Below are 26359 nucleotides of genomic sequence, written 5' to 3' on the forward strand. Positions count from 1 at the left end.
TTGGCAGTGCGGCCGGCGGCCGATGCGGGCCGGTTGTTAAACATTGATTACCACAAGGCTTTGCGCCATTTTTTCCGTACCTTTGCACCCGCAAAACCAACCCATATGGCCCAGAATATCCGGAACATTGCCATCATCGCTCACGTTGACCACGGCAAGACCACCCTGGTGGATAAGATTATCCACGCATCTAAAATTTTCGACGCCCACCAGCAGTTCGACGACCTCATCCTCGACAACAACGACCTGGAGCGCGAGCGCGGCATCACCATCGTTTCGAAGAACGTGTCGGTGCGCTATAAAGACGTTAAAATCAACATCATCGACACCCCTGGTCACGCCGACTTCGGCGGCGAGGTAGAGCGCGTGTTGAAGCTGGCCGACGGCGTGCTGCTGCTCGTGGACGCCTTTGAAGGCGCCATGCCGCAGACCCGTTTCGTGCTGGGCAAAGCCATCGATTTGGGCCTGAAGCCCATCGTGGTGGTGAACAAAGTGGACAAAGAAAACTGCCGCCCCGACGAGGTGCACGAGCAGGTGTTCGACCTGATGTTCAACCTCGGCGCCTCGGAAGACCAGCTTGATTTCGTGACCCTGTACGGCTCGTCGAAGCAGGGCTGGATGAGCACCGACTGGAAGGTAAAAACCGACAACATCACCCCGCTGCTCGACGCGGTGCTGGCCTCGATTCCGCCGGCGCCGACCCTGGAAGGCACGCCCCAGATGCAGATTACCTCGCTCGACTACTCGTCGTTCGTGGGTCGTATCGCCATCGGCCGCGTGCACCGCGGCACCCTGCGCGAGGGCGCCAACATGAGCCTGATGAAGGCCGACGGCAGCATCAAGAAGGTAAAAATTCGCGAGCTGCACGTGTTTGAAGGCCTGGGCCGCAACAAGGTGAGCGAAGTGAACAGCGGCGAAATCTGCGCCGTGTCGGGCATCGAAGGCTTCGACATTGGCGACACCCTCGCCGACTTCGAAAACCCGGAGGCCCTGGAGCGCATCAGCATCGACGAGCCGACGATGAACATGCTCTTCACCATCAACAACTCGCCGTTCTTCGGCAAGGAGGGCAAGTTTGTGACCTCGCGCCACCTGCGCGACCGCCTGTTCAAGGAAACCGAGAAAAACCTGGCGCTGCGCGTGCAGGTGACGGACAAGGAAGACACCTTCCTCGTGTTCGGCCGCGGCATTCTGCACTTGTCGGTGCTCATCGAAACGATGCGCCGCGAGGGCTACGAGCTGCAAGTGGGCCAGCCGCAGGTAATCTTCAAGGAAGACGACAACGGCAAGCGCCTGGAGCCGGTGGAATTGCTGGTGGTGGACGTGCCCGAGGAAACCGCCGGCAAGGTGATTGAGCTGGTGAGCATGCGCAAAGGCGAAATGACCATCATGGAGCCCAAAGGCGACCTGCAGCACCTGGAGTTCACCATTCCGTCGCGCGGCCTCATCGGCCTGCGCAACAACGTGCTGACCGCCACCGGCGGCGAGGCCATCATGAATCACCGCTTCGTGGATTACGAGGAGTACAAAGGCCCCATCCCCGGCCGCATCGCCGGCTCGCTGATTTCGCTGGAAACCGGCCCCGGTACCGCCTACACCATCGACAAGATGCAGGACCGCGGCTCGTTCTTCGTGGACCCGGGCGAGGAAGTGTACGCCGGCCAGGTAATTGGCGAGCACACCCGCCCCAACGACCTGACCATCAACATTCAGAAGGGCAAGAAGCTGACCAACATGCGTGCTTCGGGCTCCGACGACAACGCCAAGATTGTGCCCAAGCGCCAGTTTTCGCTGGAAGAAGCCATGGAATACATCCAGAAGGATGAGTACTTGGAAGTGACGCCGAAGTCGATTCGCATGCGCAAGATTCTGCTCGACGAAAACGAGCGCCTGCGCTACGCCAAGACGGCTGAATAATTGCTCTCCCGCAATTGCACCGGAGAAGGGCGCGGCTTTGGTCGCGCCCTTTTTCTTTACCCCCGTTTAGCGTTTCAAGCAATTCCCGTTATGAACCAAGAGACCTTACAGCACTTCGTGCAGCTCTTCGCACTCGATGACGCCACCGCTACCCAGCGGGTGAGCGCCCGACTGGCGCTCGTGCTGCAAAACCCGGCCGCCTACCACACCCAGTTTGCGGAAGAACTGGCTGAGCGCGGCATCGTGGCGGCGCTGCCCGAGCCGGAACTGCGCGCCGTGGCGTTGATTGACGCCTTACTGGCCGAAGAACTTGTGTGGGAAAGCGACTGGCAGGACCCCGCCGCCGACCTGGTGTACGGCCTGAACGAAACCCTGACGCAGCAGCGCCGGGCCATGCGGGTGAGCGAACCGGCGCCGGGCCGAACCGCGGTGACCGGCCCCGACGCGCTGGACATCCTGCAGGACCTGCTGGAGCCCCTGGGGCTGGCGCTGGTGCTGCTGACGCTGGATGCCGACTCTTATGCCCTGACCGTAGTGGCCGATGGGCAGACCGAGAAAACCCGCCTGTTGGCAAGGGAGTTGGGGTTGGATGTGACGGTTTATTAACCCCTCTCCCCTACCCGCGCTGGCGGATGGCCTCGAACGTGAGCACGGCCGTGGCCACGCTCACGTTGAGCGAGTCGATGCGGCCCATCATGGGGATAATGACGGTTTCGTCGCAGGCGGCGCGCAGTTGCGGGGTCAGGCCCTCGGCTTCGGTACCCATGACGAGGGCGGTGGGGCCGCGAAAGTCGTATTGGGTGTAGGGCTTGGCTTCCGGCGCCAGGGCAGCGGCGTGGGTGCGGATGCCTTTCTCTTTCAGGAAAGCCAGGATACCGGCCACGGGCGCGGCCACGGTGGGCACCGTGAACACGCAGCCAATGCTGGCCCGGATGACGTTGGGGTTGAACAAATCGGTGCGCGGGTCGCCGATGAGCACGGCGTCGACGGGGGCGGCGTCGGCGGTGCGGAGGATGGCGCCGAGGTTGCCGGGCTTCTCCACGGCTTCGAGCACGAGGACGAGCGGGTTGGCGGGCAGGCGCAGGTCGGCGAGGGTGCGGGCGGGCGTTTTTAGCACGGCCAGCAGGCCGTCGGAGCCTTCGCGGTAGGCTACTTTTTCAAATACCGGTCGGGTCACCTCAAACCACTCGGGGGCATCCCGCTTGCCCGAAAACAGTTTTTGCAGGTCACCCAAACCCGCTTCGCCAGCCAGCTCGGGGCAGGTGTAGATGGTGGCCACGGCCACGCCGGCCTCCACGGCGATGGTGAGCTCGCGCAAGCCCTCTACCAGGGTGAGGCCCAGGGCGCGGCGCTCGGCCGATTTCTGCTGCAGCTTGAGCAGCTGCTTGATGCGGGGATTCTGGGGGCTGCTGAGGCGGTCGGAGGGGGCAAACGGCATGGGCGCAAAGATACCCGGCCGCGGGCCGGCCCCAACCTTCGCGGCAGCGCGGGCGTAGGGGCGCCCAGAACCTTCGCTGCCAATGAAATCGAAAATTGACCCCAAAATCATCATCGGCCTGGCCCTGGCCGTGGGCGTGCTGCTGCTCACGGCCGCGGCCTCGTTCTGGAGCATTCGGGGCCTGAAAGTGCAAACCGAGCGCGTGGAGCACACCTACCAGGTGCTGCAGGAAGCCGAAACCATTACGGCCGTGCTCAAGGACGCGCAAGCCGGCACCCGCGGCTACCTGCTCACGGGCGACACGGCCTACCTGCGCCCCTACAGCATTGCCACGGGCCAGCTGCCCACGGCCCTGGAGCGGGTGCGGGCCCTCACCGTCGACAACTCAGAGCAGCGCGCCCGCCTCGACTCGCTGCAGGCGTTGGTGGAGCAGGAATTTCACATTCTGCGGCCGCTCACCGAAATCAAGAAGGCCATGAGCCAGTCGGCCATGCAAACCCTGCTCGACACCGACCGCCAAACCCTGCGGCAGGTACGCACGCTGTACGCCCGCATCAAGAGCAATGAGATGGCCCTGCTGGCCCAGCGCAGCGAGTTGCAGGACATTTTTGAGCGCGCTACGCCCATCGTGGTGCTGGTATCGGCGGTGCTGGCGGTGCTGATTGTGGTGTGGCTGGTGCTGAAAATCGTGCGCGAGCTGGCCGACAACCGCCGCCTGCAAGGCGAGCTGGCCGCCATCAACGCCGAAGTGGCCCGGCGCATTGCCCAGATTCGGGTGCTGGCCGAGCAGGTGGTGCAGGGCGACTACACCGTCAAAATCACCGATTCGGCCGAGGACAACCTTGGCGGCCTGGCGGCGTCGCTCAACCGCATGACCCAGACCCTGGACGAAAGCTTCAGTGCCCTGGAAAAGCGTAACCAGGAGCTCGACCAGTTTGCCTACGTGGCCTCGCACGATTTGAAAGCGCCGCTGCGCGGCGTGACCACCATCGTGAAGTGGATAGAGGACGAGCTGGCGGCCGAGCTCTCGCCCCAGCTCCGCACCTACCTCGACCAAATGAAAGGGCGCCTCAGCCGCCTGGAAGACCTGATAAACGGCCTGCTGGCCTACGCCCGCGTGGGCCGCGTGGCGCAGCAGCCGGCTCCCGTCGACGTGGCCCAGCTGTTGCAGGAAGTGGCCGAGCTGGTGGTGCCGCCCGACTTCACGCTGCGTGTGGGGCCCGACATGCCCACCCTGACTACCGACCGCCTGGGACTGCAACAGGTGTTCACCAACCTGCTCTCAAATGCGGTGAAGTACCACCACCGCGGGGCCGGGCGGCTGGAAGTGACTTGCCACGACATCGGCCGCTGCTACGAGTTTCGGGTGCAGGACGACGGGCCGGGCATTGCGCCGGAATATCACCAGAAAATTTTCCTGCTCTTTCAGACCCTGCGCGACCGGCACACGGCCGAAAGCACGGGCATTGGCTTGAGCATTGTGAAAAAAATCATTGACGAGCACAAGGGCACCATTCGGGTCGAATCGGCGCCGGGCCAGGGGGCCGGGTTTATTTTTACCTGGCCGAAGTAAATTCCTGAGCGCGGGAACCCCTTGGGCCCGATTGTGCTTGTGCAGGTCCGGCGTTGCGAGGCCGGTTCCCCTTCTATTTTTTGTAGCGTATGCGTTCTGTTTTACTCGTCGAAGACGACATTTTTGATACCATGACGGCGGAGAAGTCCTTCGCCAAATTCAACGTGCCGCACCGCCTGCACACGGCCTTCAACGGCGAAGAAGCCCTCGACCTGCTGCTGGGCCGCAACGGCAGCGAGGCCCTGCGCCCCCTGCCCGAAGTCATTTTGCTCGACCTGAACATGCCGCGCATGAACGGCATTGAGTTCCTGACCGAGCTGCGCGCCAACCCCGAGTTTCAGCACATTCCGGTGTTCATCACCACCACCTCGAGCATGGACGTGGACCGCGTGAACACCGAAAGCCTGGGCATCAGCGGCTACATTCTTAAGCCGCTGGATTTCGAAACCGGCACCGACCTGTCCGACAGTTTGAGCCTGCTGGAGAAGCTGTTGAACTAGGCTGGCGGGCAGCGGGCCATTCACGCAAACTTCACGGCCGGCGGACGGAATTTGTGACGGCTCGTGAGAGTTTGCGCAGGAGCAGGGGTTGTGCGCGACCGGCCCGTGGGTTCTATTGGCAAATATTTGCCGGGCGTTGCTACCTTGTTCGGTCTCGTGGCCGTTAGCGCTGTTCATCTTATGAGAATTCCCGTTTTTTACTTCGCTGTGCTTGGGACGCTGCTGGCAGCACCGGCCGCCCGCGCCCAAGACGACGGCCCGCGCCAGCTGGGCGCGCCGCCTTCCCTGCCCGCTCCGGCCAAGCCCCGCGTGGCCCCGGCCCCGCGCCAGCTCGAAAGCGTGCCCGTGGCCCCGCCCGATACCACGCGCCGCGCCACCGTGACGGCCCCGCTGCCCGCGCCCATGCCCGCACCGGTATACGCGCCCACGCCAGCCGGGCAGCTGCCCGGCACCAACACGCGCCCGCCCCGCTTCCAGGTGGGCCTGAAGAACGGCTTGGTGTACAGCGCCAACGATGTAGAAACCAAGACGCCGCTGTTTGGCCGCTCCTACCTGCTGCTGGACGGGCAGCGCAAGTTTGAGCTGGCCGAGGTCGGGTTTTACGAAGACGAAACCGGGCACTACGTGCGCACCAACCTACCGGGCTCGTCGCGCGAGACGACCCTGCGGCGCGAGAAAACCGGCCGCATCAGCCTGTATTCCATCACCACTACGCAGTACAACTCGGGGCCGGGCGGCTTTGGCTACCCCGGCTACGGCTACGGCGGCTATGGCTACGGCGGTTTCGGGGGCTACCCTTACGGCGGCTATCGCACCGTGAAAACCGAGTATTTCTCGAAAGACAACGGCCCCATCCAAAACCTGACCAGCCGCAACCTGATGCTGTCCACCACCGACAACGCCGGGGCCCAGCAGCTGCTGGCCGATGCCCAGCGCTACCAGCGGGCCACCATCGGTGCCTACGTGGTGGGCGGTGGCCTGCTCATCTACGGCCTGGTGCAGTCGGTGCGGCCCACCGATGCGGGCCGTAGCATCTCGCCGCTGGTGTATGCGGCCATTCCGGTGCTCATCGTGCCCATTGTGTTGCAAAGCAAGCAAGCCAACAACCAGCGCCAGGCCATTGCACTGTATAACGCAGGGCGCTGAGGCCTAAAACACAAAACGCGGCAGCGGCGCGCAGAACCGGCTTAGCTGTTCTGCGCGCCGCTGCCGCGTTTTGAATGGCAGCCTAACCCCAAACCCCACGGCACGCGTAGGCAGCAGATGAAAACCGCTTCCACGGCCGATGCTCTGCCTACCGATTTTGCTGCCCTTCAAGCCAAGGCCCTGCTGGTGCACGAGCGGCTGTGCGCTGAGTACGGCGCCCCGTTCCGCTTCTTCAGCACCAAAGACCCGCTGAGCGAGCTCATCAGCGCGCTGCTGTCGCACCGGACCAAAAACGCCGACTCGCACCGGGCCTTCCAGGAACTGCGGGCCACCTTTCCGACCTGGGAAGCCGTGCGCGACGCCCCCACCGAGGCCGTGCAGCACGCCCTGCGCGCCTGCACCTGGCCCGAGCAAAAAGCGCCCCGCATTCAGGCGGTGCTGCGCGAAATCAGCCACCGCTGCGGCACCGATGCGCCCTGCTCGCTGGATTTCCTGGCCGACATGCCCATTCCCGAAGCCCGGGCCTGGCTGGAAAGCATCAGCGGCGTGGGCCCCAAAACCAGCGCGGCCACGCTCCTCTTCAGCTCATTGCGCATCCCGGCCATGCCCGTGGATAGCCACCACCACCGCGTGGCTCAGCGCCTGGGCCTGATTGGGCCCAAGGTGGGCGAAGGCCCGGCCCACAAGCTGCTGGAGGCGCTGCTGCCGCCCGGCTGGGACGCCCAGCAGGTGTACGACCACCACGAGGCGCTCATGTTTCATGGGCAGAAGTGCTGCTATTTCAGCGGGCCGGCCTGCGGCCGTTGCGTGGTGCTCGACCAGTGCCCCTTCGGGCAAGCGCGGCTGGGCCCAGCGGGGTAGTTTTGTGGCCGCATGGCCATTCTGCACCTCAAAGCCAAGCCCGGCAGCCGCGTCAACCAGCTTTCCATCGGCCCCGACGGCCTGGCCACCGTGCGCCTGAACGCGCCGGCCCAAGAGGGCAAAGCCAATGCGGCGCTGCTGGCTTATCTGGCGGCCACCTTCGGCATTGCCAAAAGCCGGATTACGCTGCTGGCGGGGCACACCTCGCCGTTCAAAAAGGTGGAACTGGCCGACGTGAGCGAGGAACAGCTGCGGGAGGTGCTGGCGCGGTTTCGAGAAGCCGCGGACTGATTGATAACGGCCGTCATACTGAGCGCAATCCCAGCCCCTACTTGCCGCGTTTCCAGCGGTAGTATTTGCGGTACCAGGTGGAAGTTTTCTTGAACAGGCTGCTGGTCGACTCGTTTGGAAACATATTCACCCGGAACACCTGCATGCGGTCATCCTCAATGGTCAGGCCGCCGGTATCGGTGGCTACGCCCAGGGCGAAACGGGCTTCGCGCACCCGTTGCTTCACGGCTTCGTTGAGGTCGCCGTAGGGATAGGCGAAGCTCACGACGCTGGTGTGCAGGGCAGTTTCCAGGGCGGCTTTGCTGCGCGCGATTTCCTGCGCAGCTTCGGGCAGCGGCAGCGTGGTAAGGCGGGGGTGCGACATGGTGTGGGCCCCGATTTCCCAGCCAGCGGCCACGAAGGCCTGCTTTTGCGCCCGGTCCATAATGTCGGAGCGGGGCTCGGTAGGGTCGGCGGCGAGGTCCCACTGGTTGTGGCGCACGTCGAAATCGCCGAGCAGGTAGAGCACGCCGCGGTAGCCGTACTGCTGCATCAGGGGCAGCAGGTTGGTGTAGTTGTCGGTGTAGCCGTCGTCGAAGGTAAGAATGATGGGGCGGGCCGGAAACTCGCTCAGCGGCCGCTCGCCGGCGGCAAAGCTGAGGTAGTCGGCGAAGGTGATGGGCGTGAGCTTGCGGGCCTTGAAATAAGCCAGGTGCTTCGCAAAGTTGTCTTTGGTGACGTAAATCTGGTGTTTGGTGTCCAGCGGCGCGTCCGGGATTTTGTGGTACATCAGCACCGGAATGAAAGCCGGAACAGCTTTGCGCATGCGGGCCGCCTGGTAGGTTTCGAGCACCCGAGCCGCCACGGTGGGCAGGTCGTAATGCGCCCGCACCTGCTGCTGCAGGGCGGCTGTCACGGGCTGCGGCGCCTGCAGGTAGCCCCACGCCGCGGCCAGCACCGCCGAAAAATCTACCGCCGACGGCGCCTGCCGGGCCGAGATGTCGCCAAAGTTGGAAGCCGCGGCCGCGCCGAACGTGGCTTCCGTCACCAGGCCTTCAAACGTGGCTTCGCCCAGGGCCAGCACCGCCCGGCCCGCGCCCAGCGCCTCAACGGCCACCCGGCCCGCCCCAATGACCAGCGTAGTGCGCGCCAGCCAGCCGGGCATGTCGCGGGTGAACCCAACAACTTCCACCCGCTCACCAAACTCGGCCTGCAGCTGCGCCAGGGCTGTTTTTCCGGCTTCAGGCAGGTGCTCCAGCTCGCCGCCGATGAGCGCCACGCGCAGCGCCGGCAGCTCGCGCAGCAGCACCGGAAACACCTGCTGCAGCAGGGCCGCTGCCCGCTCGCCCTTGCCGCCGTTGAAGCGCCCGATGAATGCGATTCTCAGCTCGGAGGGAGAACCCGTGACCGATGAAACCGCCACGCCAGGCGCCTTTTCATTTCTAAACGCCACCCCGTTGGGGATTTCCACGATTTTAGCCGCGGCCATCTTCACTTCGGCCACCAGGTGTTCCCGCAGGTTGCCGCAAATGGCAATGACTTTGTCGCCGTAGATGTCGAAGAGCGAAGTGGAGGCGTGCAGGTGCTGGCGGCCGTGCACGGTGCTCACCAGCGGCACTTTCAGGCCGCGCAGAGCCAGATGGCTCACCCAGCTGGCCGCCCGCGAGTGGGCGTGCACCACTTGGATGTCTTCGGCCTGAATGAGCCGGCGGATAAGTCGGGCATTGCGCAGACGCTGCCCGTAGCGGCGGTTGCTGATGGGCGCCGGCACCAGCGTGGCGCCCGTGGGCAGCTGCGCGGCGTCCGATACCAGCCAGACGCGGTGCCCCTGGGCGCGGTGTGCTTCGGCCAGCTGCACGGCATAGGCCACCGAGCCCGCAAAAAACTCAGCCGAAAGAACGTGGAGAATGCGCATGGCGCAAAGGTATTGCCGGGCTGCGGGTAGCCGGGCAAACCAATGCCACTAGCCCGAACAAGGCAGGGTCATGCTTCGCTGCGCGCTGAATGTCGTTCCTAGCTCAACGCAGACCGCTAGTTGAATGCCCGGCCGGCCACGTTGTCCATGTATTTCTGGCCGTTGCCAGTGTTCAGGAGCAGCACGGTTTCGTCGGGGTGCAGCCAGCCGGTGCCGAGCAGCTTGCGGGCGGCCATCCACACGGCCGCGCCTTCGGGCGCCACGAAAAGGCCTTCCTGCTGGCCCAGGTCGCGCATGCCGGCCAGCATGTCTTCTTCGCTGATGCTCACCACCGTGCCGTTCGATTCGCGCAGCACGCGCAGCATCATGGCCTCGCCCAGGGGGTGCGGCACGGCCAGGCCGTTGGCCAGCGTGGGGCTGCCGTGGTAGGCGTGGCAGTTGGCCTGCCGGCCGGCGTAGGTTTCAAGCAGGGGGCAGCAGTTTTTGGCTTGCACGGCCACCATGCGCGGCAGGCGGGTTTCGGGCGCGAGCCAGCCCAGGGCCTTCATTTCCTGAAACGCTTTCCAGATGCCGATGAGGCCGGTGCCGCCGCCGGCGGGGTACAGCAGCACGTCGGGCAGGCTCCAGTTGAGCTGCTCGGCAATTTCGTAGCCCATGGTTTTCTTGCCTTCGAGGCGGTAAGGCTCTTTCAGGGTCGAAATGTCGAGCAGGGCACCGTCGGCGTTGCGCTGGCGCACCCGGGCGCCGCAGTCGCTGATGAGGCCGTCGACCAGCTCCACTTCGGCCCCGTACCAGTAGCATTCCTCCTTGAAGGCCTGGGGCGTGTGGCGGGGCATCACCACCACGGCCTTGAGGCCGGCGCGGGCGCAGTAGGCGGCCATGGCCACCCCGGCGTTGCCGGCCGTGGGGATGATGCAGCCGTCGACGCCCAGCTCTTTGGCCTTGGACACGGCCATGCTCAGGCCGCGCGCCTTAAACGAACCGGTGGGATTTTGGCCCTCGTCCTTCAGCAGAAGCGAGGACAGCTCGTGGCGCGCGGCCAGGCGCGGGAGGCGCAGCAGGGGGGTGAAGCCCTCGCCCAGGGTCACCTTGTGGTCGGGGTTGAGCAGGGGCAGCAGGGCGCCGTAGCGCCACATCGAAGGGTCGGCCCGGTCGATGACGTCGCGGCCCAGCGGCTCAAACAAGTCGTAATCGGCCACCAGGGGCACGTTGCAGCAGGCCGACACGCGCTGCAATTCAAACGCCGAGTAAGCAGCGCCACACGCCGAGCAATGCAGGGCGCTAAGGCGGGAAGGAGATTCGAGGGCCACCATTTTCATGGGGCAAAGTACGGGAGTGCCCCGGCCGGGGTATGCCTTTTGGGGATGGGCTTTTGGAATAGCCTATGCCTTCCCGGAATAGTAGCGCTTGGTGAAAAGCAGGAAGTCGCGGTAGGGCGCGTTGTTCTCAGTGCCTTTGCGCTGGATGAAATTGAACTCCCGCTTCAAGGGGAAATTATTGATTTTCACTTCCGAAAACTCACCCGAAGCCAACTCCTTCAGCACGGCCTGGCGAGGCAAAAAGGCCAGGCAGTTGTCGACGCGCACGAAGTTTTTGAGGGCTTCGGTGCCGCCCAGGCGCACGCGCACCGGCAGCGCAGCCAGCTTGATGCGATGCTGCGCCAGGGCTTCTTCCAGCACGGCCAGGGTGCCGGAGCCGGCCTCGCGCAGGGCCAGCGGCGTGCTGAGCAGGTCGTGCACTTCGAGGGTGCGGTGTTCGAGCGGGTTGTTAGCGGCGCACACGGCCACCACGTCGTCGGTGAGCAGGGGCGTGTACGTCACGTGGCTCACCTTGTGAATGCCTTCGATGATGCCCAACTCAATTTCGTGGTCGAGCAGGGCCCGCAGGATGTTGTCGGAATTGCGGTTTTTGAGGCTGAGCTGGCGGTTGGGGTGCAGGCGCAGGTAGGCCGACACCACCGGCGGCAGCACATACAGCGAAATGGTGGTGCTGGCCCCGATGAGCAAATGCATGCTGGGCGTAAAGTCGGTGCTCAGCGCGCTCATTTCCTGGTGCAGCTCCTGCTGCAGCTGCTTGGCCTGCAGCAATTTCTGGTAGAGCTTGAGGCCGGCCGGGGTGAGCTGAATGCTGCTGCCCAGGCGCTCAAACAGGCCCGTTTTGTAGTACTCCTCCAGCGCCTTCACCTGCTTGCTCACCGCCGACTGGCTGATGAACAAGGTCTGGCTGGCCTTGGTGAAACTGAGGCGCTGGGCCACTTCGAGAAAAACTTCGTGCGGATGGGAGAGCATAAGGGAACGAAGCTAACGGGTGCGGGAGATACGGACCGCGCCCACCCTTTGGACTCGTCATTAACGCCCGAATAGTTGCCGCCGCAGGGCCTCGTCCTGCTGATACACGTCGGGGTAGAAGCGCAGGCGGCCCGCCACCACCGCGCAGGTGGCGTAGCGCACGTGCAGCGGCACCGCGCGCCGGGCCGTGATGCGGCGCGGCACGGGCGCGGCGGCCAGCGCGGCCTCGGTGGGCAGGGTGGCCCGCAGGCTGTCGGCGTCGCGCAGCAGGTAGGCCGCCAGCTGCAGCGGGTGTTCCATGCGAATGCAGCCGTGGCCCAGCGCGCGGTAGGGCCGCTTGAAGTCGTGCGCGTCGTAGGTGGCGTGCAGGTAAACCTGGTAGGGATTGGGAAAGCGAAAAATGACCGACCCCAGGGCATTGCCCGGCCCCGAACGCTGCCGAATGGTGTACCGAAACCGCTTCTTGTTCACGTCCCACCAATCCACGGCCGTGGCGTCTACGGGCTGGCCCTGCGCGTCATATATCAGGAATCGGTGCCGCGCGGCATAACGCGGGCTGTGGCGCAGGCGGGGCAAAATCTCTTCCGTGGCAATGCTGTAGGGCACGCGCCACTCGGGCGCCAGCGTGAACACCCGCAAGCGGCTGCTGAACGTGGGCGTGGGGCTTTCGGGCTTGCCGATGACGAGGCGGTGGGTTTGCAGCACGCTGTCGCGGTGCACCACTTCCAGGGTGTAGGCCGGCAGGTTGACCAGCACGTAGCCGGTATCGGCAATGGGCTGCCAGCGCCAACGCTCCAGCGTAAGGGCCAGCTGCTGGGCGCGCCTGATGCGGGCCGAGTCGCGCCCCCAGGGCTGCCGGCGCCAGTGGGCCAGCGCCTGCTGCAGCTGCCGGTATTCGCGGTGCGCGGGCTGGCAGCGCAGCAGGGCGGACACAAAACTGGGCGCGGCGAGGGCCCGGGCTAGCCAGGTTGCCGGCACAAACGCCGAATCGGCGGCTTCCAGCGGCGACGGCGTGAACTCGCGCAGCTGGCCCCGGCGCAGGTGGCGCGCAAAGCGCAGCAGGCCGTCGGTGAGCAGCACTTCGAGGCGCGCCTGCTGCACGGCGCGGCGGGCCGGGGGCACGGGGGAATTCAGCGCTGGGGCCAGCGCCTGCAGCGCGGGGCCGTGGTAATTCACCGGCTGCAGGCCGTAGTCCTCGGCACTGAGCAGCAGGGCCACGGCGGCCTGCCCCTGGGCGTTGAGGCGGGAGGCTTCGCACCAGGCCGGAGCGAAGGCCCGCCGCTGGTAGAAGTCGCGCGTGCCGCGCAAGTCGTGCCACTGCAAAGGCCGGCGGGCCGTTGTGTCGAGCAGCAGGCCCTGGATGCGAGCTGTCAACGAGTCGGGGGCCTGGGCCGCTGCGCCCGCTTCAGCGGGCCGGTGCGGGCCCGCAACGGGTGCGGCCGTCTGGGCCGGGCCGGCGCTTACCGCCGTCAGCAACAAGGCCAGCAGCAGGAAACATAGTCGTCGCATGCGCACTCACGGTAAAGGTGTTTTCCAGCATAGACTCCTTGCTGACAGCAGAACGACCGGAGAAGATATATTCAATTTACGCAATATTTTTACGAAACCAAATGAGAAGTGGCGGGCAGTGCCTACCGCCAAGCACGGTCCGGTGGCGCCACCTAAAATGACGGCCTTGTTACGCTCGGAAAGCGTCTCTAAAAAAGGCTGCTGTATGTTTGACTCGATTATTTGTTTTCATACCAAAAAACAAGTATTTGTAATTTAAAGCATATCTTCACGTCATGCGCTTCCCTTTCTGCATCATGAGCGGTGGCCTGCTGCTGGCCAGCTTGTTGGGGTGCGCCCGGCGGCCGACGGCGGCGTACCAGCCGGTGGCGGCGGAAGCAAGCATCCCCGCCCCGCAGCTGCTGTTTCTGAGCTGCCGCCTCACGGCGGCCCCGGCCGGCACCCAGGTGCAGGTGCTGCAAGCCCAGGCCGTGCCCGGCGAGATGAAAGCGCCGGAACCCGACGCCGACGCCCCCAACTACGTGCGCGTGTCGCAGCTAAACGGCCAGGGCCAGCCGCTGGCGCAGGTGCGGGTAGCGCACCCCTTGCGGCGCAGCGTGGAGCACGTGGGCGACGACCAGCGCACCTTTCAGCGCAGCGAAGTGGTGGTGCCCACGGCCGAACTATTTGTGCGCCTGGCCCTGCGGCCCACCGCCACCGCCATCCGCCTCGAAGAAGTGGTGGACGGCAAAACCAATTTGCTCACCGAAATTCCCATTCCTCACAAATCCTAAGCGCCTGCCTCATGAAGAAACTCGCTACCCTTTTGCTGCTGGTGCTGCTTGGCGCCGGTCGACTCTCTCCGCTGGCCGCCCAGACTTTCCCGGTAGATACGCTGATAAAAACCGGCCCCCTCACCAAGCGCATCAACCTGGTTTTCGTGCCCGATGGGTACCAGGCCAGCGAGATGCCGCTGTTCATGACCCGGGTGAACCAGGTGCTGACCAGCTTCTTCGGGCAAACGCCTTTTCAGGAGTATCAGCCGTATTTCAACGCCTTTGCCATCAAAGTACCCTCGGCGCAGAGCGGCACCACGCACCCGCGCACGGCGCCCGACTGCGCCAGCACGCTGGCCTTCACGGCGAGCACCTACTTCAACTCCACGTTTGACTACGGCGGCATTCACCGCCTGCTGGTGCCGCAGTCCAACGCCGCCATTGCCGGGGTGCTGGCCACCAATTTCCCGCGCTACGACCAAGTGTTTGTGCTGGTGAACCACGCCGAATACGGCGGCTCGGGCGGCACCTGGGCCACGGCTTCGGCCAACGCCAGCGCCACCGAAATCATGGTGCACGAAATCGGCCACTCGTTCGCGGGCCTGTCGGATGAGTACTGGGCCGGGCCGCAGTACGCGCGCGAATCGGCCAACATGACCCAGACCACCTCCGCCACTACGGTGCGCTGGGCCCCGTGGATGGGCTTCAACGGCATCGGCATCATCTCGCACACCACCGACCCCAGCTGGAAGAAGCCCCACGCTGGCTGCAAAATGCAGTACCTGGGCCCCAACTACCCGTTTTGCGCCGTGTGCCGCGAGGCGTTCGTGGAAAAGATTCACACCCTGGTTTCGCCGCTGCAGGCGTATTCCCCCGCCGCGCTTAACATCAACGCGCCCACCCAGAACCTGGCGTTTGCGCTGACGCTGCTCCAGCCCTTGCCCAACACCCTGAAAGTGACCTGGACGCTGGACGGCACCGCCATCGGGGCCCGCAACGCGACCACGGCCAACGTGGCCCTGAGCCAGCTGCCCGTGGGCAGCCACGTGGTGCGCGCCACCGTGACGGACACCACCGCCCTCACCCGCCGCAGCACCCACGCCGCCCAGCACACCTACACCGTGAACTGGACCATAACCCGCACCACCACGGCCGTGCGCATGGCCTCGGCCACGGCCGAGTACGAGGTGGAAACCTACCCCAACCCGGTGGGCGACCTGCTGCACCTGAACTACACGCTGCCGCGCACGGCGCCGGTGGTGCTTACCCTGCACGACGCCGCCGGCCGCACCGTGAAAACGCTGCGCTACAACCGCCAAGCGCCCGGTCGCTACCAGTACCAGCTGCGCCCCGAAGACCTGGGCGTGCGGGCCGCCGGCACCTACACGTTGCTGATAAATGTAGACGGCGTTCTGATTTCGCGGCAGCTCATAAAAGAATAAAGAACGGGGGACGTTACGGGCGTACTTATTCCGGCCGTTCTGCTACCTTCCGGCCGGAATTTACCCCCTTTCCTCCCCCACCCCATGTTGGCCCGTTTCCGCTTTTTGCCACTGCTGCTGTTGCTGTTGGCTGCTTCGTCGTGCTCCAAAAAATCGGCCCAGGAGCAGGCCGCCCAGGAACAGACCGACGGCGACGAAATCGACCCTTATGCCAACGTCACCTTCACCTTCGATAAGGACGTGGTCGACGCCGGCAAAATCAACCAGTGGGACACCACGCAGTTTGTGCAGTTTTCGCCGGCCGTGCGGGGGCGCTTCAAGTGGACTAGTGCCAATGAGCTCACGTTTTCGCCGCTGAGCCCGTTCCGGCCCAGCACGGTGTTCAAGGCGGCGCTGCGGTCGGAGAACATGCCCAGTGGCAAGCAGGAGCTGGCGTTGAACCGCCGGGCCTTCCACACGCCCTACCTGAAAATGGCCGACCCGCAGGTGTTCTACGGTGCCTCGAAGCGGGCGGCGGGCACGGCCGAGCTGGCCGCCAACCTCGTGTTCAACTACCCCGTGCGGCCCGCCGACCTGCGCCCGCGCCTGCGCATCACCCAGGACGGCAAGCCGGTGGCGGTGGAAATCAGCACCGCCGAGCCGGACGCGACGCTGGGCGTGACCTTCAAGCAGGAGGTGCGGACGGGCACGCCGCTACAAATCGACATTGCGCCGGGCCTGAAACCGGCCGGCGGCACCGAGGCCACCACGGCCACCCTCACGGCCCAGGCCGACGTCCCCGACCCGCAAACCCTGCAAGTGCGCGAGCTGACCGGCTCGCTCCTCAACGGCCAGGCCGTGGTGACGGTGCTCACCAACCAGCCCGTGGCCGCGCCCGACATCGAGCCCAACCTGACGGTGGCGCCCAAAGTGGCCTTTTCGGTTGAAACCGTGGAAAGCGGCTTCGTGCTCAAGGGCGGGTTTGAGGTGGGGAAATCCTACGTGATAACGCTGGCGCCGGGCACCCGCGGCACGCTGGGCGGCGTGATGACGGAGAAATTCAGCCAGACGGTTTCGTTTGTGGCGGAGCGGCCGAGCCTGGATTTTTCGACCGGCGACAAGGCCATGTACCTCGACGCGGTGGGCGCCCGCAACCTGGGCCTGCGCATCAACCAGGTGCAGAAGGTGAAGGTGACCATCGCCAAGGTCTACGCCAACAACATCCAGCAATTGCTGCGCGGCGAAAAGCAATACGGCTACCCCGAATACGACGAGGACGAGCCCCGCGAATCGAGCACCGACGAGGAAGGCAACTACATCGACCGCAGCTTCCGGTACTACGACACCGAAAACATCGGCAACGTGATTTCGGAGCGCACCATTTCGGTGGACGGGCTGCCCAAGGAAGGAGGATTGCGCCTGCTGAATCTGGACCTCAAGGCCCTGGAGTTCCAAGGGACGATGAAGGGCCTGTACGTCATCCGGGTGCAGGACACGGAGCGGCAGTGGCTGCAAGTGAGCAAGCTCGTGGCGGTGACGGATATCGGTCTGATTGTAAAACAGGGCGCGACGGGCGGCACCACGGTTTTCGCCAATTCCATCCGCACGGCCGAGCCGATGTCGGGCGTGACGGTGAACCTGGTGAGCTCGAATAATCAGGTAATTGGCACAACTACAACGGACAAATCCGGCGTAGCACAGTTCGACTCGGCGGCCAGTATGAAGCGCTTCACGCTGGGCATGATTACGGCCACGAAGGAAGCCGATTTCTCTTTCCTCGACCTCACTAAAAGTCGGGTAGAAACCTCGCGCTACGAAGTGGGCGGACTGACCTCGAACGCGGCGCATTACCAGGCGTTTCTGTACGGCGACCGGGACCTGTACCGGCCCGGCGACACGGTACGCACCAATACCGTCATCCGCACCGAGGACTGGAAGGTGCCGCCCACCGGCCTGCCCGTAAAAATCCGGCTGCTGCTGCCCAGCGGCAAGGAATACAGCAGCCTGCGGCAGAGGCTGAGCGCGGCGGGCAGCTTCGAGAGCAGCTTCATCTTGCCGCCTTCGGTGATGACGGGCCTCTACACGCTGGAGGTGCTGACCGGCAACGACGTGCTGCTGACTTCGCGCCAAATCAGCGTGGAAGAATTCATTCCCGACCGCATGAAGGTGACCGTGACGGCCGCCCCCACCGTGCTGAAGCCGGGCCAGGATGTGACGGCCAGCATCACGGCCGTAAACCTGTTTGGCCCGCCGGCGGCCGACCGCAAGTTTGAGGTTGAGTTTTCGCTGAAACAGAAGTACTTCTCGGCCCCGAAATACCCCGACTACACCTTCGCCATCAACAGCGGCGAAAAGCGCAAAACCACCAACGACGACGGCGAATCCAGCGAAAGCGCCCTCACCTCGCGCTTCGAGAAAACCGTGCGCGAAGGCAGCACCGACGCCACCGGCAAAGGCACCGCCGCCTACACCGTGCCCGATTTCCGCGACCTCGGTACGCTGGAAGGCGTGGCCTTCGCCACGGTGTTCGACGAAACCGGCCGGCCCGTGAACCGCCTCGCCACCTTCGACGTGCAGACCCAGGCCACCATGTTCGGCATCGGGAGTTTGCCCGAGCTCATCGGCACGCGGCACGCCCTCACGGTGAAGCTGCTGGCCCTCACGCCGGCCGGCCGGCCCACCACGGCCCAGGCCGAAGTGAAGGTGGTGCGCAAGCTCTGGGAAACCGTGCTCGAGCGCCAGGGCGGCCGCTACGTGTACCAGTCGCAGCAGCGCGAGCAAACCATTCTGAGCCAAACCCGCGCCGTAGGGGCCGAAACCAGCTTCAGCTTCACCCCCATCTACTCGGGCGAGTACGAGGTGCGCGTGAGCCGGCCGGGCGCCACGAGCTACGTCACGCAGCAGTTTTACGCCTACGGCTACGGCGACACCCAGGCCAATTCCTTCGAGGTGAACAACGAGGGCGCGGTGAGCATCGAAGCCGACAAGCCCAAGTACGCCCCCGGCGAAACCGCCAAGCTGCTGCTGAAAGCGCCCTTCGCCGGCCGCATTCTGGTGACGGTGGAGCGGGCCAACGTGCTTGACCATTTCTACGTGAGCACCGACGGCAAGGCGGCCGAGGTGAAAATCCCCATCAAGGCCGAACACGTGCCCAACGTGTATATCACCGCCACGGCCGTGCGCGCCCACGACGGCCGCGACCGCCTGCCCCTCACCGTGGCCCGCGGCTTCCTGCCCCTGACGGTGGAAAGGGCCGATTCGCGCCTCCCGGTGGCCATTGCCGCGCCGGCCGCCAGCCGCTCGCAGACCTGGCAAACGGTGGAAATCACGACCGCGCCGCGCGCCCAGGTCACGCTGGCCGTGGTGGATGAAGGCATTCTGCAGCTCAAAAACTACCGGACGCCCGACCCGCACGCCTACTTCTACCAGAAACGGGCCCTGGAAGTATCGGCCTTCGACGTGTACCCCTTCCTGCTGCCGGAACTCGGCACCAGCAGCAGCGGCGGCGACGCCGCCGACATGCGCCGCCGCACCAACCCCGTGCCCAACCGCCGCGTGAAACTGGTGGCTAAATGGAGCGGCGTGCTCACCGCCGACGGCGACGGCAAAGTGCGCTACCGGGTGCGCGTGCCGCAGTTTAGCGGGGCACTCCGCATCATGGCCGTGGCCTACAAGGACGATGCCTTCGGCTCGGCCGAGTTCACGATGAAGGTGGCCGACCCAGTGGTGATTTCGACGGCGCTGCCCAGGTTTGCTTCTCCTGGAGACACATTACAAGTACCGGTTACTCTAACCAATACGACTGGAAAACCGATTTATGCATCGGTGTATGATTCACTGTCAGGACCAATTGCGGGAAGAAAAATTGTTCCTGTTGTCTTCAATGGCAAGACAAATTACTCTTCTGATTCAGGTACGGTGCATGGGTTGGAGTTAAGACCTAATTCAGAGAATCGAACCGCATTCACTTTCGTGGCAACAGGAGTTGGAGCGTCTATTGTCAAAATCATTGTGAAAACCTTCATCAAAGACGCACAAGGGCATTTTATCAAACTGCCAGGTCGCTATTCTGAAACCATCGAACTCCCCATCCGTCCCGCTGCCTCGCTCGAAAAGCGCACCGGCAGTGGCGTGCTGGCTGGCGGCACCACGCTCCCGCTCAACCTGAAAACCGATTTCATCCCCTCCTCACTGACCAGCCGGCTGGTGGTGAGCCGCTCACCGCTCACGGAGTTCAGCAAGGACTTGCGCTACCTACTGCAATACCCCTACGGCTGCCTGGAGCAAACCGTGTCGGCCGCTTTCCCGCAGCTCTACTACGCCGATTTGGCGGCCACCCTGCAGCAGAAATCCGGCGCCGGCCCCAAAGCCCAGCGCTACAACCCGAACTACCACGTGCAGGAAGCCATCCGCAAGATTGAGAGCATGCAGCTCTACAACGGCAGCCTGAGCTACTGGCCGGGCGGCGACTACGATAACTGGTGGGCCACTGCCTACGCCGCCCATTTCCTGCAGGAAGCCCAGCAGGCCGGCTTCGCGGTGAATAAATCCGTGCTCGACAAGGTGCTGAAATACTTGCAATTTCGCCTCAAAAAGCGCGAAACCGAGCCCTATCAGTATTTCGACGTCAGCAACATTGCCCGCCAGCGCACCATCGCCAGCCGCGAAATCGCCTACTCGCTCTACGTGCTGGCCCTGGCCGGCCGCCAAGACCCCGTGGCCCTGAGCTACTACCGCGCCAACCGCCCCCTGCTCACCGAAGACTCACAGGTGCTGCTGGCCTGCACCCAAAGCCTGCTCGGCAACCAGCGCGCCTTCCGCGAGCTGCTGCCCACCAAGTTCGGCAGCGAGCGGGCAGCCAAGCGCGCCCTCGACGGCTCGTTCTACTCCCCCATCCGCGACCTGGGCCTCATCCTCAACGCCCTCGTCAGCACCGACCCCAACAACCCACAAATCCCCGGCATGGCCCGCCAGCTCAGCCGCCAGATGAAAGCCGCCTACTGGCTCAACACCCAGGAAACGTCCTTCGCCCTGCTGGCCCTCGGCAAAATAGCCCGCCAAAACGCCCGCAGCACCGCCACCGCCACGCTCACCATCGACGGCAAGCCAGCCGGCAGCTTCACCGGCAAAGACCTCACGCTGCGCAACGTAGCCAACCGCAACGTGAGCATCCGCAGCGCCGGCCAAGGCAGCCTCTACTACTTCCGGGAAACCGAGGGCATCTCGGCCAGCGGCCAGGTGAGGGAGGAAGATTCCTACCTGAAAGTGCGCCGCCAGTTCCTCACCCGCGACGGCGCCCCGCTCGGCGCCCCCACCTTCCGCCAGAACGATTTGGTGGTGGTGAAGCTCACCCTGGAAGCCGGCGACGGCGCCGGGACCATCAAGAACGTGGCCATTACCGACCTACTGCCCGCCGGCCTCGAAATCGAAAACCCGCGCATCGGCGCCCTGCGCGAGCTGAACTGGGCCAAAGACGCCAGCACGCCCGATTACCTGGATGTGCGCGACGACCGAATCAATCTATTCGCCACGGCCACGACCACGCCGCAGCATTTCTACTACCTCTGCCGCGCCGTGAGCAAAGGCACGTTCAAGCTGGGGCCGGTGAATGCGGATGCGATGTACAACGCGGAGTACCACAGCTACAACGGGGCCGGCGTGGTGCGGGTGCGGTAGAGACGCATATTTGCGTCTCGTCGTTGAACGAACGCGCAATGGTGCGGCACCAGTCGTTCAACGACGAGGCGCAAATATGCGTCTCTACCGAAAGAGGCCCTCTTCGGCGTATTGCTCGTGTTTCCAGCGGGCTGGATTGTTGGCGATGTACTGCTGAATCTTCCGTAATTCTGCATCATTGCGCACCACCCGGTCATGGTAGCGGCTTTGCCAGTTAAATTCCAACCCTTGCTGCTTCGCTAAAGCACTTACGCCAGCTTTGAATCCGCGAATAACCGCTGCTAAATTCTCGCGTTGCGGGCCAAAAGCATTCTGATAACTCAGCGCAGGCCGCTTCTCATCTGCTTTATCAAAAAGCAGAAGCCCATGCACATGGTCGGGCATCACGACGAAGGAATCAAGCCTCGCAAACGGAAAGCGAACGGGGATTTGAAGCCAGCATTCCCACGCAATTCGAGCTTGCGCAGTTGATGCCAGCTCAGCCTCTTCCCAATTGCCGGTTGGCAGAATAATTTCTCCAAAATATCTCGCCCGATTCAGGGTGCAAATAGTCACGAAATATGCCCCATTTTGACTGTAATCATAACCCGCCCAGCGGGCCGAAGCAATGCGAAAACGGTCATTGAATTTATCGCCCTCCATGCGTGGTTGCAGAGACGCATATTTGCGTCTCGTCGTTGAACAGTCGTAGGTAAAATGCAAGCAGCAATGAATTGGCAACGGTTGACGAGCACCTTTTCGGGTCGTTCAACGACGAGACGCAAATATGCGTCTCTACTCGTTCTGCCGTTGCTCGCTTTTCTGCTCGACCGCCTGTTTCCGCTGCCGCCCGCGCCGCGCTACTCGCCCATCGTGCTGGCCGCCGATGGCAGCGTGCTCCACGCCTTCCTGAACCCCACCCAGAAATGGCGCATGAAAACCGAGCTGGCGGAAATCACGCCCGCTTTGCAACAGGCCATCATCAATAAGGAAGACCGGTATTTCCGCTACCATTTCGGAGTGAATCCGCTGGCTATTCTGCAAGCCGCTGGGCGCAATATTTTCAGGAACGGCCGCACCACTGGGGCCAGCACCATCACCATGCAGGTGGCCCGGCTGCTGGAGCCCAAGGAGCGCACCTTCGGCAACAAGCTGCTGGAAATGCTGCGCGCCATGCAGCTGGAAGCCCACTACAGCAAGGCCGAAATCCTGCAGCTCTACCTGAACCTAGTGCCCTACGGCGGCAACATCGAAGGCGTGAAATCGGCCGCGCTGCTCTACTTCCAGCAGCCGCCCGACTACCTTTCCCTGGCCCAGACGGTGACGCTGGCCATTATCCCGAACCAGCCACGCGTGCTGGTGCTGGGCAAAAACAACGCCCTCATCCTGGCCGAGCGCAACCGCTGGCTGCGGCAGTTTCAACAACAGCACTTGTTCCCGGACCAGGACATTGCCGATGCCTTGGCTGAGCCGCTGGACGTGCAGCGCCACGCGGCGCCCACGCTGGCCCCGCACCTGGCGCGGCGGCTGGTCACGCAGTTTCCCACGCAGCCCATCATCCGTTCCACGCTGCGCCGCAGCCCGCAGACCAAGGCCGAGGACCTGACCCGCAACTACGTGCGCCGCCTGCGCGAGCTGGGCATTTCGCAGGCCGCTGTGCTGGTGGTGAACAACCGCTCCCGCGCCGTGGAAGCCTACGTGGGCTCGGCCGACTTTCAGGATGCCGCCAGCGCCGGGCAGGTAGATGGCGTGCGCGCCGTGCGCTCGCCGGGCAGCACGCTCAAGCCCTTCCTCTACGCCCTGGCCGTGGACCGCGGCATCGTGACGCCCAAGCTGAAGTTGCCCGACGTGCCCACCAATTTCAGCGGCTTCCGGCCCGAGAATTTTGATAAAAGCTGCGCCGGCGAAGTGACCGTGGAGCGGGCCCTTACCTACTCGCTCAACATCCCGGCTGTGCGCGTGCTTTCCGAAGTCGGCGTACCCACGTTCACCAACAAGCTGCGTGAGGCGGGTTTTAAAACTGTGGCGAAAGCGGCGCCGCGGCTAGGCCTGAGCACGGTGCTGGGCGGCTGCGGCGCCACGCTGGAAGAACTGACAGGGCTGTACGCCGCGCTGGCCGGTGGCGGGCGGTACCGGGCCATCCAACTGCGGGCGTCAGGCTCCCTCGCTCCGACGGAGCGGGGGCCGGCGGGTGAGGCGCCCGGTCGTGCTGCCCTGTTCTCACCCGCCGCCGCCTTCCTCATCACCGACATGCTGGCCCAGCGCACCCGCCCCGACCTGCCCATGGGCTACCAAAACAGCCGCCACCTGCCCAAAATTGCCTGGAAAACCGGCACCAGCTACGGCCGCCGCGACGCATGGAGTATCGGCTACAACCAGGACTACACCATCGGCGTGTGGGTGGGCAATTTCAACGGTCAGGGCAGCCCCGCCCTCACTGGGGCCGATATTGCTTCGCCCCTGCTTTTTGACCTGTTCAACCTCCTTGCTTACAACTCGCCCAACAACTGGGCGGTGCCGCCCGCCACGCTCGACTTCCGGCTGGTGTGCGCCGAAACCGGCCTCGTGCCCGGCGCGCACTGCCCCAACCAGCTCATCGACTATTACCTGCCCAGCACCTCCTCGGCCCGGCACTGCGAGCACCAGAAAGAAGCGTTGATTTCGGGTGATGCCACCGTTTCGTACTGCCGGGCCTGCGTGCCGGCGGCGGGTTTCAAACGGCAACTGTTTCCCAACCCGTTGCCCGAGGTGCTAGCGTTTCGGGAAGCACAGGGATTGCCGTCCTCGCGCCTGCCTCCGCACAATGCCGCCTGCCAGCTGGTGCGCGGCAACGAAGCCGCTGGCGCGGCCTTGGCCATCACCTCGCCCCTGGCCCACGCCGAATACGTGCTAAACCGCGGCGAAAAGCAACAAATGTTGCTGAGCTGCGCGGCGGGCAGCGAGGTGCGCCAAGTGTTCTGGTACGTGAACGACCGGTTTTTGCGGGCCGCGGCGGCCACCGAGCGGGTGTTTTTCCGCCCGCCCAGCGGGCCCGTCAAAATTTCCTGCGCCGACGACCACGGCCGCAACGTGGATATTGAATTGCAGGTGGCGGAGATGTAGCGCGGACTTTTAGTTCGCCCTACCCTCCAAAGAAATACGCCGGCACGCCCGCCACACCCGGCCTGGCGGCAAACACATTGCCGCTCAGGGGATACTGTTGCAGCTGCTGCGGCGTGAGGCCCGCCCGCGCCGTGGTGATGTAGAGCGTTTTTAGCTCGGGCCCGCCAAAGGCGCAGGATGAGGTGAACGGCGCGGGCACCTGCACGGACTGGAGCAGGGCGCCGGTTTCGGGGTCGTAGCGGTGCACGCGGCCGGCGCCCCACAGGGCCACCCACAGCTTTCCTTCGGCGTCGATGGTCATGCCATCGGGGCTGCCGCTGCCTTCGGGGATGCGGATGATGACGCGCGGGGCGGCAATGGTGCCGGTGGCGGGGTCGTAGGCGAAGGCCCGCACGGCGCGGGTGGCCGTGTCGATGTAGTACATCGTGCGCTGGTCCAGGGACCAAGCCAGGCCGTTGGAATTGGTGACGTGGCGCAGCATGACGTGGGTGCTGCCGTCGGGGTCGAAGCGGTAGAGGGCGCCAGCGTGGGCGCGGCCCTGCAGGTCGAACGTGCCCACCCAAAACCGGCCCGCGGGGTCGCATTTGCCGTCGTTGAAGCGCAGGTACTCGTCGGTGAGGGGGTCGGCCAGGCGGGTGAACTGGCCAGTATCCAGGTCCAGCTCGTGCAAGCCGTGTTGCAGGGCCACCAGCGCATGGCCGTTGCGCATGGGCACGACGGTGCCGATGCGTTTGCCGGTGGGGTAGCGTCGGTCTTCGCCCGTGGCGGGGTCGAACACGTGCAGGGCCCGCCCTTCGATGTCGACCCAGTACAGCCGCGCCGTTTCCGGGTTCCAGAGGGCGCCTTCGCCCAGCTTGGCCTGCGCCGGCAGGATGGATTCGGCTTGCATGACGGGCTATTTTTCGGGGTGAGCGAGCAAATGCAGGTGGTGTTGAAGAACGGCAAATTGGCCGTTCAGGGTTACTTCCTCGGCGGTTTTGGTGCGCACGGGGCACCGGTCGGCAATGCCCAGCGCCTGCAGCGCCGCCCGGTATAGCTCGACCAGCACGGGCTCGCCCGCCAGCGTGATGCCGGCCGGGATGTTCGCCTGCAGCTCCTTGCACTCGCTACCGATGAGCAAGCCGCTTAGGTAGAAATAATTTTCCGCCTTGCTGGCTTTGTGGAATAAATCATTGGTGCGCACCAGAAAAGCGTTGTGCAGCAGGTTGGCGGTCTGGCTGTCGCGCACGCCTTGCTCGAACCACCTCCGGTTGTCGCCATCCGCCAGCTTACCGCCTTCTTCCACCGACGCCGCCAGGATGCTTTTGGCGGAAAGTAGGGAAAAGAATTCGCCCGTCATGTAGGTTTTCAGGGCCACGGCCTGGCCCTGCTGCACCAGCACGTGCTTGGCGTGGGTGCCGGGGTGCAGAAATAGCTGCAACTCGGCCGAGTGCTCAAATTGGCAACCCACCAGCTGCACCTCCTCGCCGCGCATCACGTCATCGGCGCTTTTCACGCCGGAAATCAGCAACACGGCGTGCTTGAAATCTGGAGTGGCTTCCAGGATTTTAACCGCTAAATCGGCTCCATCAGTGGCAAACGGCAACGGCTTGTAGGGCACCTCCAGCATGCCCACGGTGGAGGATGCCATGCCCGAAATCACCACCGGCACACCATCCAGCGAAGTTTTCACGGCTTCTTCCAGCTTTTTCAAGTGGGTTTGGACGATGGCCAGATAGAACGCCACACGCTGCTCGGCGGGCTGCCCGGCCTGTTTCCAGAGCTCGGCCGTGGCGGCGTTGCCCTCCTTGGAGCTTTCCTCGGCCAGCACTTTCAGCGTCTCGCGCTCCACGAGGCGCAGACGGAACGAGGAGGTGCCCCAGTCGCAGCTGAGGAAGGTGGTGGTTGGGTCCATATTTTGACGGGCGCCTCTCCCCCCGGCCCCCTCTCCCAAAGGAGAGGGGGGGCCAAGGCAGCGCGGACGCAGTTAACTAACTATTCTAAAGTATTCGACTGACTCGCCCTCTCCT

The 26359-nt window shown here is 64.1% G+C and carries 19 protein-coding genes; 11 read left to right on the top strand and 8 right to left on the bottom strand.

Annotated elements, in window-relative coordinates:
• Positions 1-105: 105 nt before the first annotated feature.
• Both typA and JAO73_RS05250 read left to right on the top strand, forming a co-directional pair.
• Positions 106-1917, top strand: a complete 1812-nt coding sequence (gene typA / locus JAO73_RS05245) for a translational GTPase TypA (RefSeq protein WP_190922949.1) — start codon at positions 106-108, stop codon at positions 1915-1917.
• Positions 1918-2007: 90 nt separating this feature from the next.
• Positions 2008-2523, top strand: coding sequence for a DUF6630 family protein (locus JAO73_RS05250; RefSeq protein WP_198976093.1), 516 nt, complete (start codon positions 2008-2010; stop codon positions 2521-2523).
• Positions 2524-2533: 10 nt separating this feature from the next.
• On the opposite strand, the gene JAO73_RS05255 is transcribed toward JAO73_RS05250, so the two are convergent.
• Entirely contained in the window at positions 2534-3355 is an 822-nt protein-coding gene (locus JAO73_RS05255; RefSeq protein WP_198976094.1) for a TrmH family RNA methyltransferase, read from the bottom strand.
• An 82-nt stretch (positions 3356-3437) separates the two neighbouring features.
• On the opposite strand from JAO73_RS05255, the gene JAO73_RS05260 reads away from it, so the two are divergent.
• From JAO73_RS05260 to JAO73_RS05280, 5 genes are all read left to right on the top strand, one after another.
• The gene (locus tag JAO73_RS05260) at positions 3438-4928 is read left to right on the top strand and encodes a sensor histidine kinase (RefSeq protein ID WP_198976095.1); all 1491 of its coding nucleotides are present in this window, start codon (positions 3438-3440) and stop codon (positions 4926-4928) included.
• An 89-nt stretch (positions 4929-5017) separates the two neighbouring features.
• On the top strand, positions 5018-5428 hold the full coding sequence (locus JAO73_RS05265; RefSeq protein WP_190922945.1) for a response regulator: 411 nt from the start codon (positions 5018-5020) through the stop codon (positions 5426-5428).
• 180 nt (positions 5429-5608) lie between these two features.
• Positions 5609-6574 carry a hypothetical protein gene (locus tag JAO73_RS05270; RefSeq protein WP_198976096.1) on the top strand — a complete coding sequence of 322 codons (966 nt, stop codon included), beginning with the start codon at positions 5609-5611 and terminating at the stop codon, positions 6572-6574.
• Positions 6575-6691: 117 nt separating this feature from the next.
• Positions 6692-7435 (top strand): endonuclease III domain-containing protein, encoded by a 744-nt coding sequence (locus JAO73_RS05275; protein ID WP_233168695.1) that lies wholly within the window; start codon positions 6692-6694, stop codon positions 7433-7435.
• 12 nt (positions 7436-7447) lie between these two features.
• On the top strand, positions 7448-7726 hold the full coding sequence (locus JAO73_RS05280; protein WP_198976097.1) for a DUF167 domain-containing protein: 279 nt from the start codon (positions 7448-7450) through the stop codon (positions 7724-7726).
• Between the two features lie 37 nt (positions 7727-7763).
• Here the strand turns inward: JAO73_RS05280 and JAO73_RS05285 are convergent, their stop codons facing one another.
• The 4 genes from JAO73_RS05285 to JAO73_RS05300 all read right to left on the bottom strand — a co-directional run bounded on the left by JAO73_RS05285 (position 7764) and on the right by JAO73_RS05300 (position 13417).
• Positions 7764-9620, bottom strand: coding sequence for a polysaccharide deacetylase family protein (locus tag JAO73_RS05285; protein WP_198976098.1), 1857 nt, complete (start codon positions 9618-9620; stop codon positions 7764-7766).
• Positions 9621-9736: 116 nt separating this feature from the next.
• Complete coding sequence (locus JAO73_RS05290; protein WP_233168696.1) at positions 9737-10939, bottom strand: threonine synthase; 1203 nt, start codon at positions 10937-10939, stop codon at positions 9737-9739.
• A gap of 63 nt (positions 10940-11002) precedes the next feature.
• Positions 11003-11908 (bottom strand): LysR family transcriptional regulator, encoded by a 906-nt coding sequence (locus JAO73_RS05295; RefSeq protein ID WP_198976099.1) that lies wholly within the window; start codon positions 11906-11908, stop codon positions 11003-11005.
• 60 nt (positions 11909-11968) lie between these two features.
• Positions 11969-13417: a L,D-transpeptidase scaffold domain-containing protein gene (locus JAO73_RS05300; protein ID WP_198976100.1), complete on the bottom strand. Its 1449-nt coding sequence runs from the start codon at positions 13415-13417 to the stop codon at positions 11969-11971.
• A gap of 275 nt (positions 13418-13692) precedes the next feature.
• On the opposite strand from JAO73_RS05300, the gene JAO73_RS05305 reads away from it, so the two are divergent.
• From JAO73_RS05305 to JAO73_RS05315, 3 genes are all read left to right on the top strand, one after another.
• A complete protein-coding gene (locus JAO73_RS05305; protein WP_198976101.1) occupies positions 13693-14190 on the top strand; it encodes a hypothetical protein in 498 nt (165 codons plus the stop codon).
• 11 nt (positions 14191-14201) lie between these two features.
• Positions 14202-15614 (top strand): M64 family metallopeptidase, encoded by a 1413-nt coding sequence (locus JAO73_RS05310; protein ID WP_198976102.1) that lies wholly within the window; start codon positions 14202-14204, stop codon positions 15612-15614.
• Positions 15615-15698: 84 nt separating this feature from the next.
• Complete coding sequence (locus JAO73_RS05315) at positions 15699-21269, top strand: alpha-2-macroglobulin family protein (RefSeq protein ID WP_198976103.1); 5571 nt, start codon at positions 15699-15701, stop codon at positions 21267-21269.
• Positions 21270-21353: 84 nt separating this feature from the next.
• Here JAO73_RS05315 and JAO73_RS05320 read toward each other — a convergent pair whose 3' ends face one another.
• Complete coding sequence (locus JAO73_RS05320) at positions 21354-21911, bottom strand: transposase (protein ID WP_198976104.1); 558 nt, start codon at positions 21909-21911, stop codon at positions 21354-21356.
• A 147-nt stretch (positions 21912-22058) separates the two neighbouring features.
• Between JAO73_RS05320 and pbpC the strand changes: the two genes are divergently transcribed.
• On the top strand, positions 22059-24350 hold the full coding sequence (gene pbpC, locus JAO73_RS05325; RefSeq protein ID WP_233168697.1) for a penicillin-binding protein 1C: 2292 nt from the start codon (positions 22059-22061) through the stop codon (positions 24348-24350).
• 19 nt (positions 24351-24369) lie between these two features.
• On the opposite strand, the gene JAO73_RS05330 is transcribed toward pbpC, so the two are convergent.
• Together JAO73_RS05330 and JAO73_RS05335 are read right to left on the bottom strand one after the other, a co-directional pair.
• Positions 24370-25239 (bottom strand): SMP-30/gluconolactonase/LRE family protein, encoded by an 870-nt coding sequence (locus JAO73_RS05330; RefSeq protein WP_198976106.1) that lies wholly within the window; start codon positions 25237-25239, stop codon positions 24370-24372.
• Positions 25240-25245: 6 nt separating this feature from the next.
• The gene (locus tag JAO73_RS05335; protein ID WP_198976107.1) at positions 25246-26244 is read right to left on the bottom strand and encodes a 2-dehydro-3-deoxygalactonokinase; all 999 of its coding nucleotides are present in this window, start codon (positions 26242-26244) and stop codon (positions 25246-25248) included.
• Between the last annotated feature and the right edge of the window lie 115 nt (positions 26245-26359).

This window comes from Hymenobacter miniatus (assembly GCF_016427455.1).
Classification (GTDB): domain Bacteria; phylum Bacteroidota; class Bacteroidia; order Cytophagales; family Hymenobacteraceae; genus Hymenobacter; species Hymenobacter armeniacus.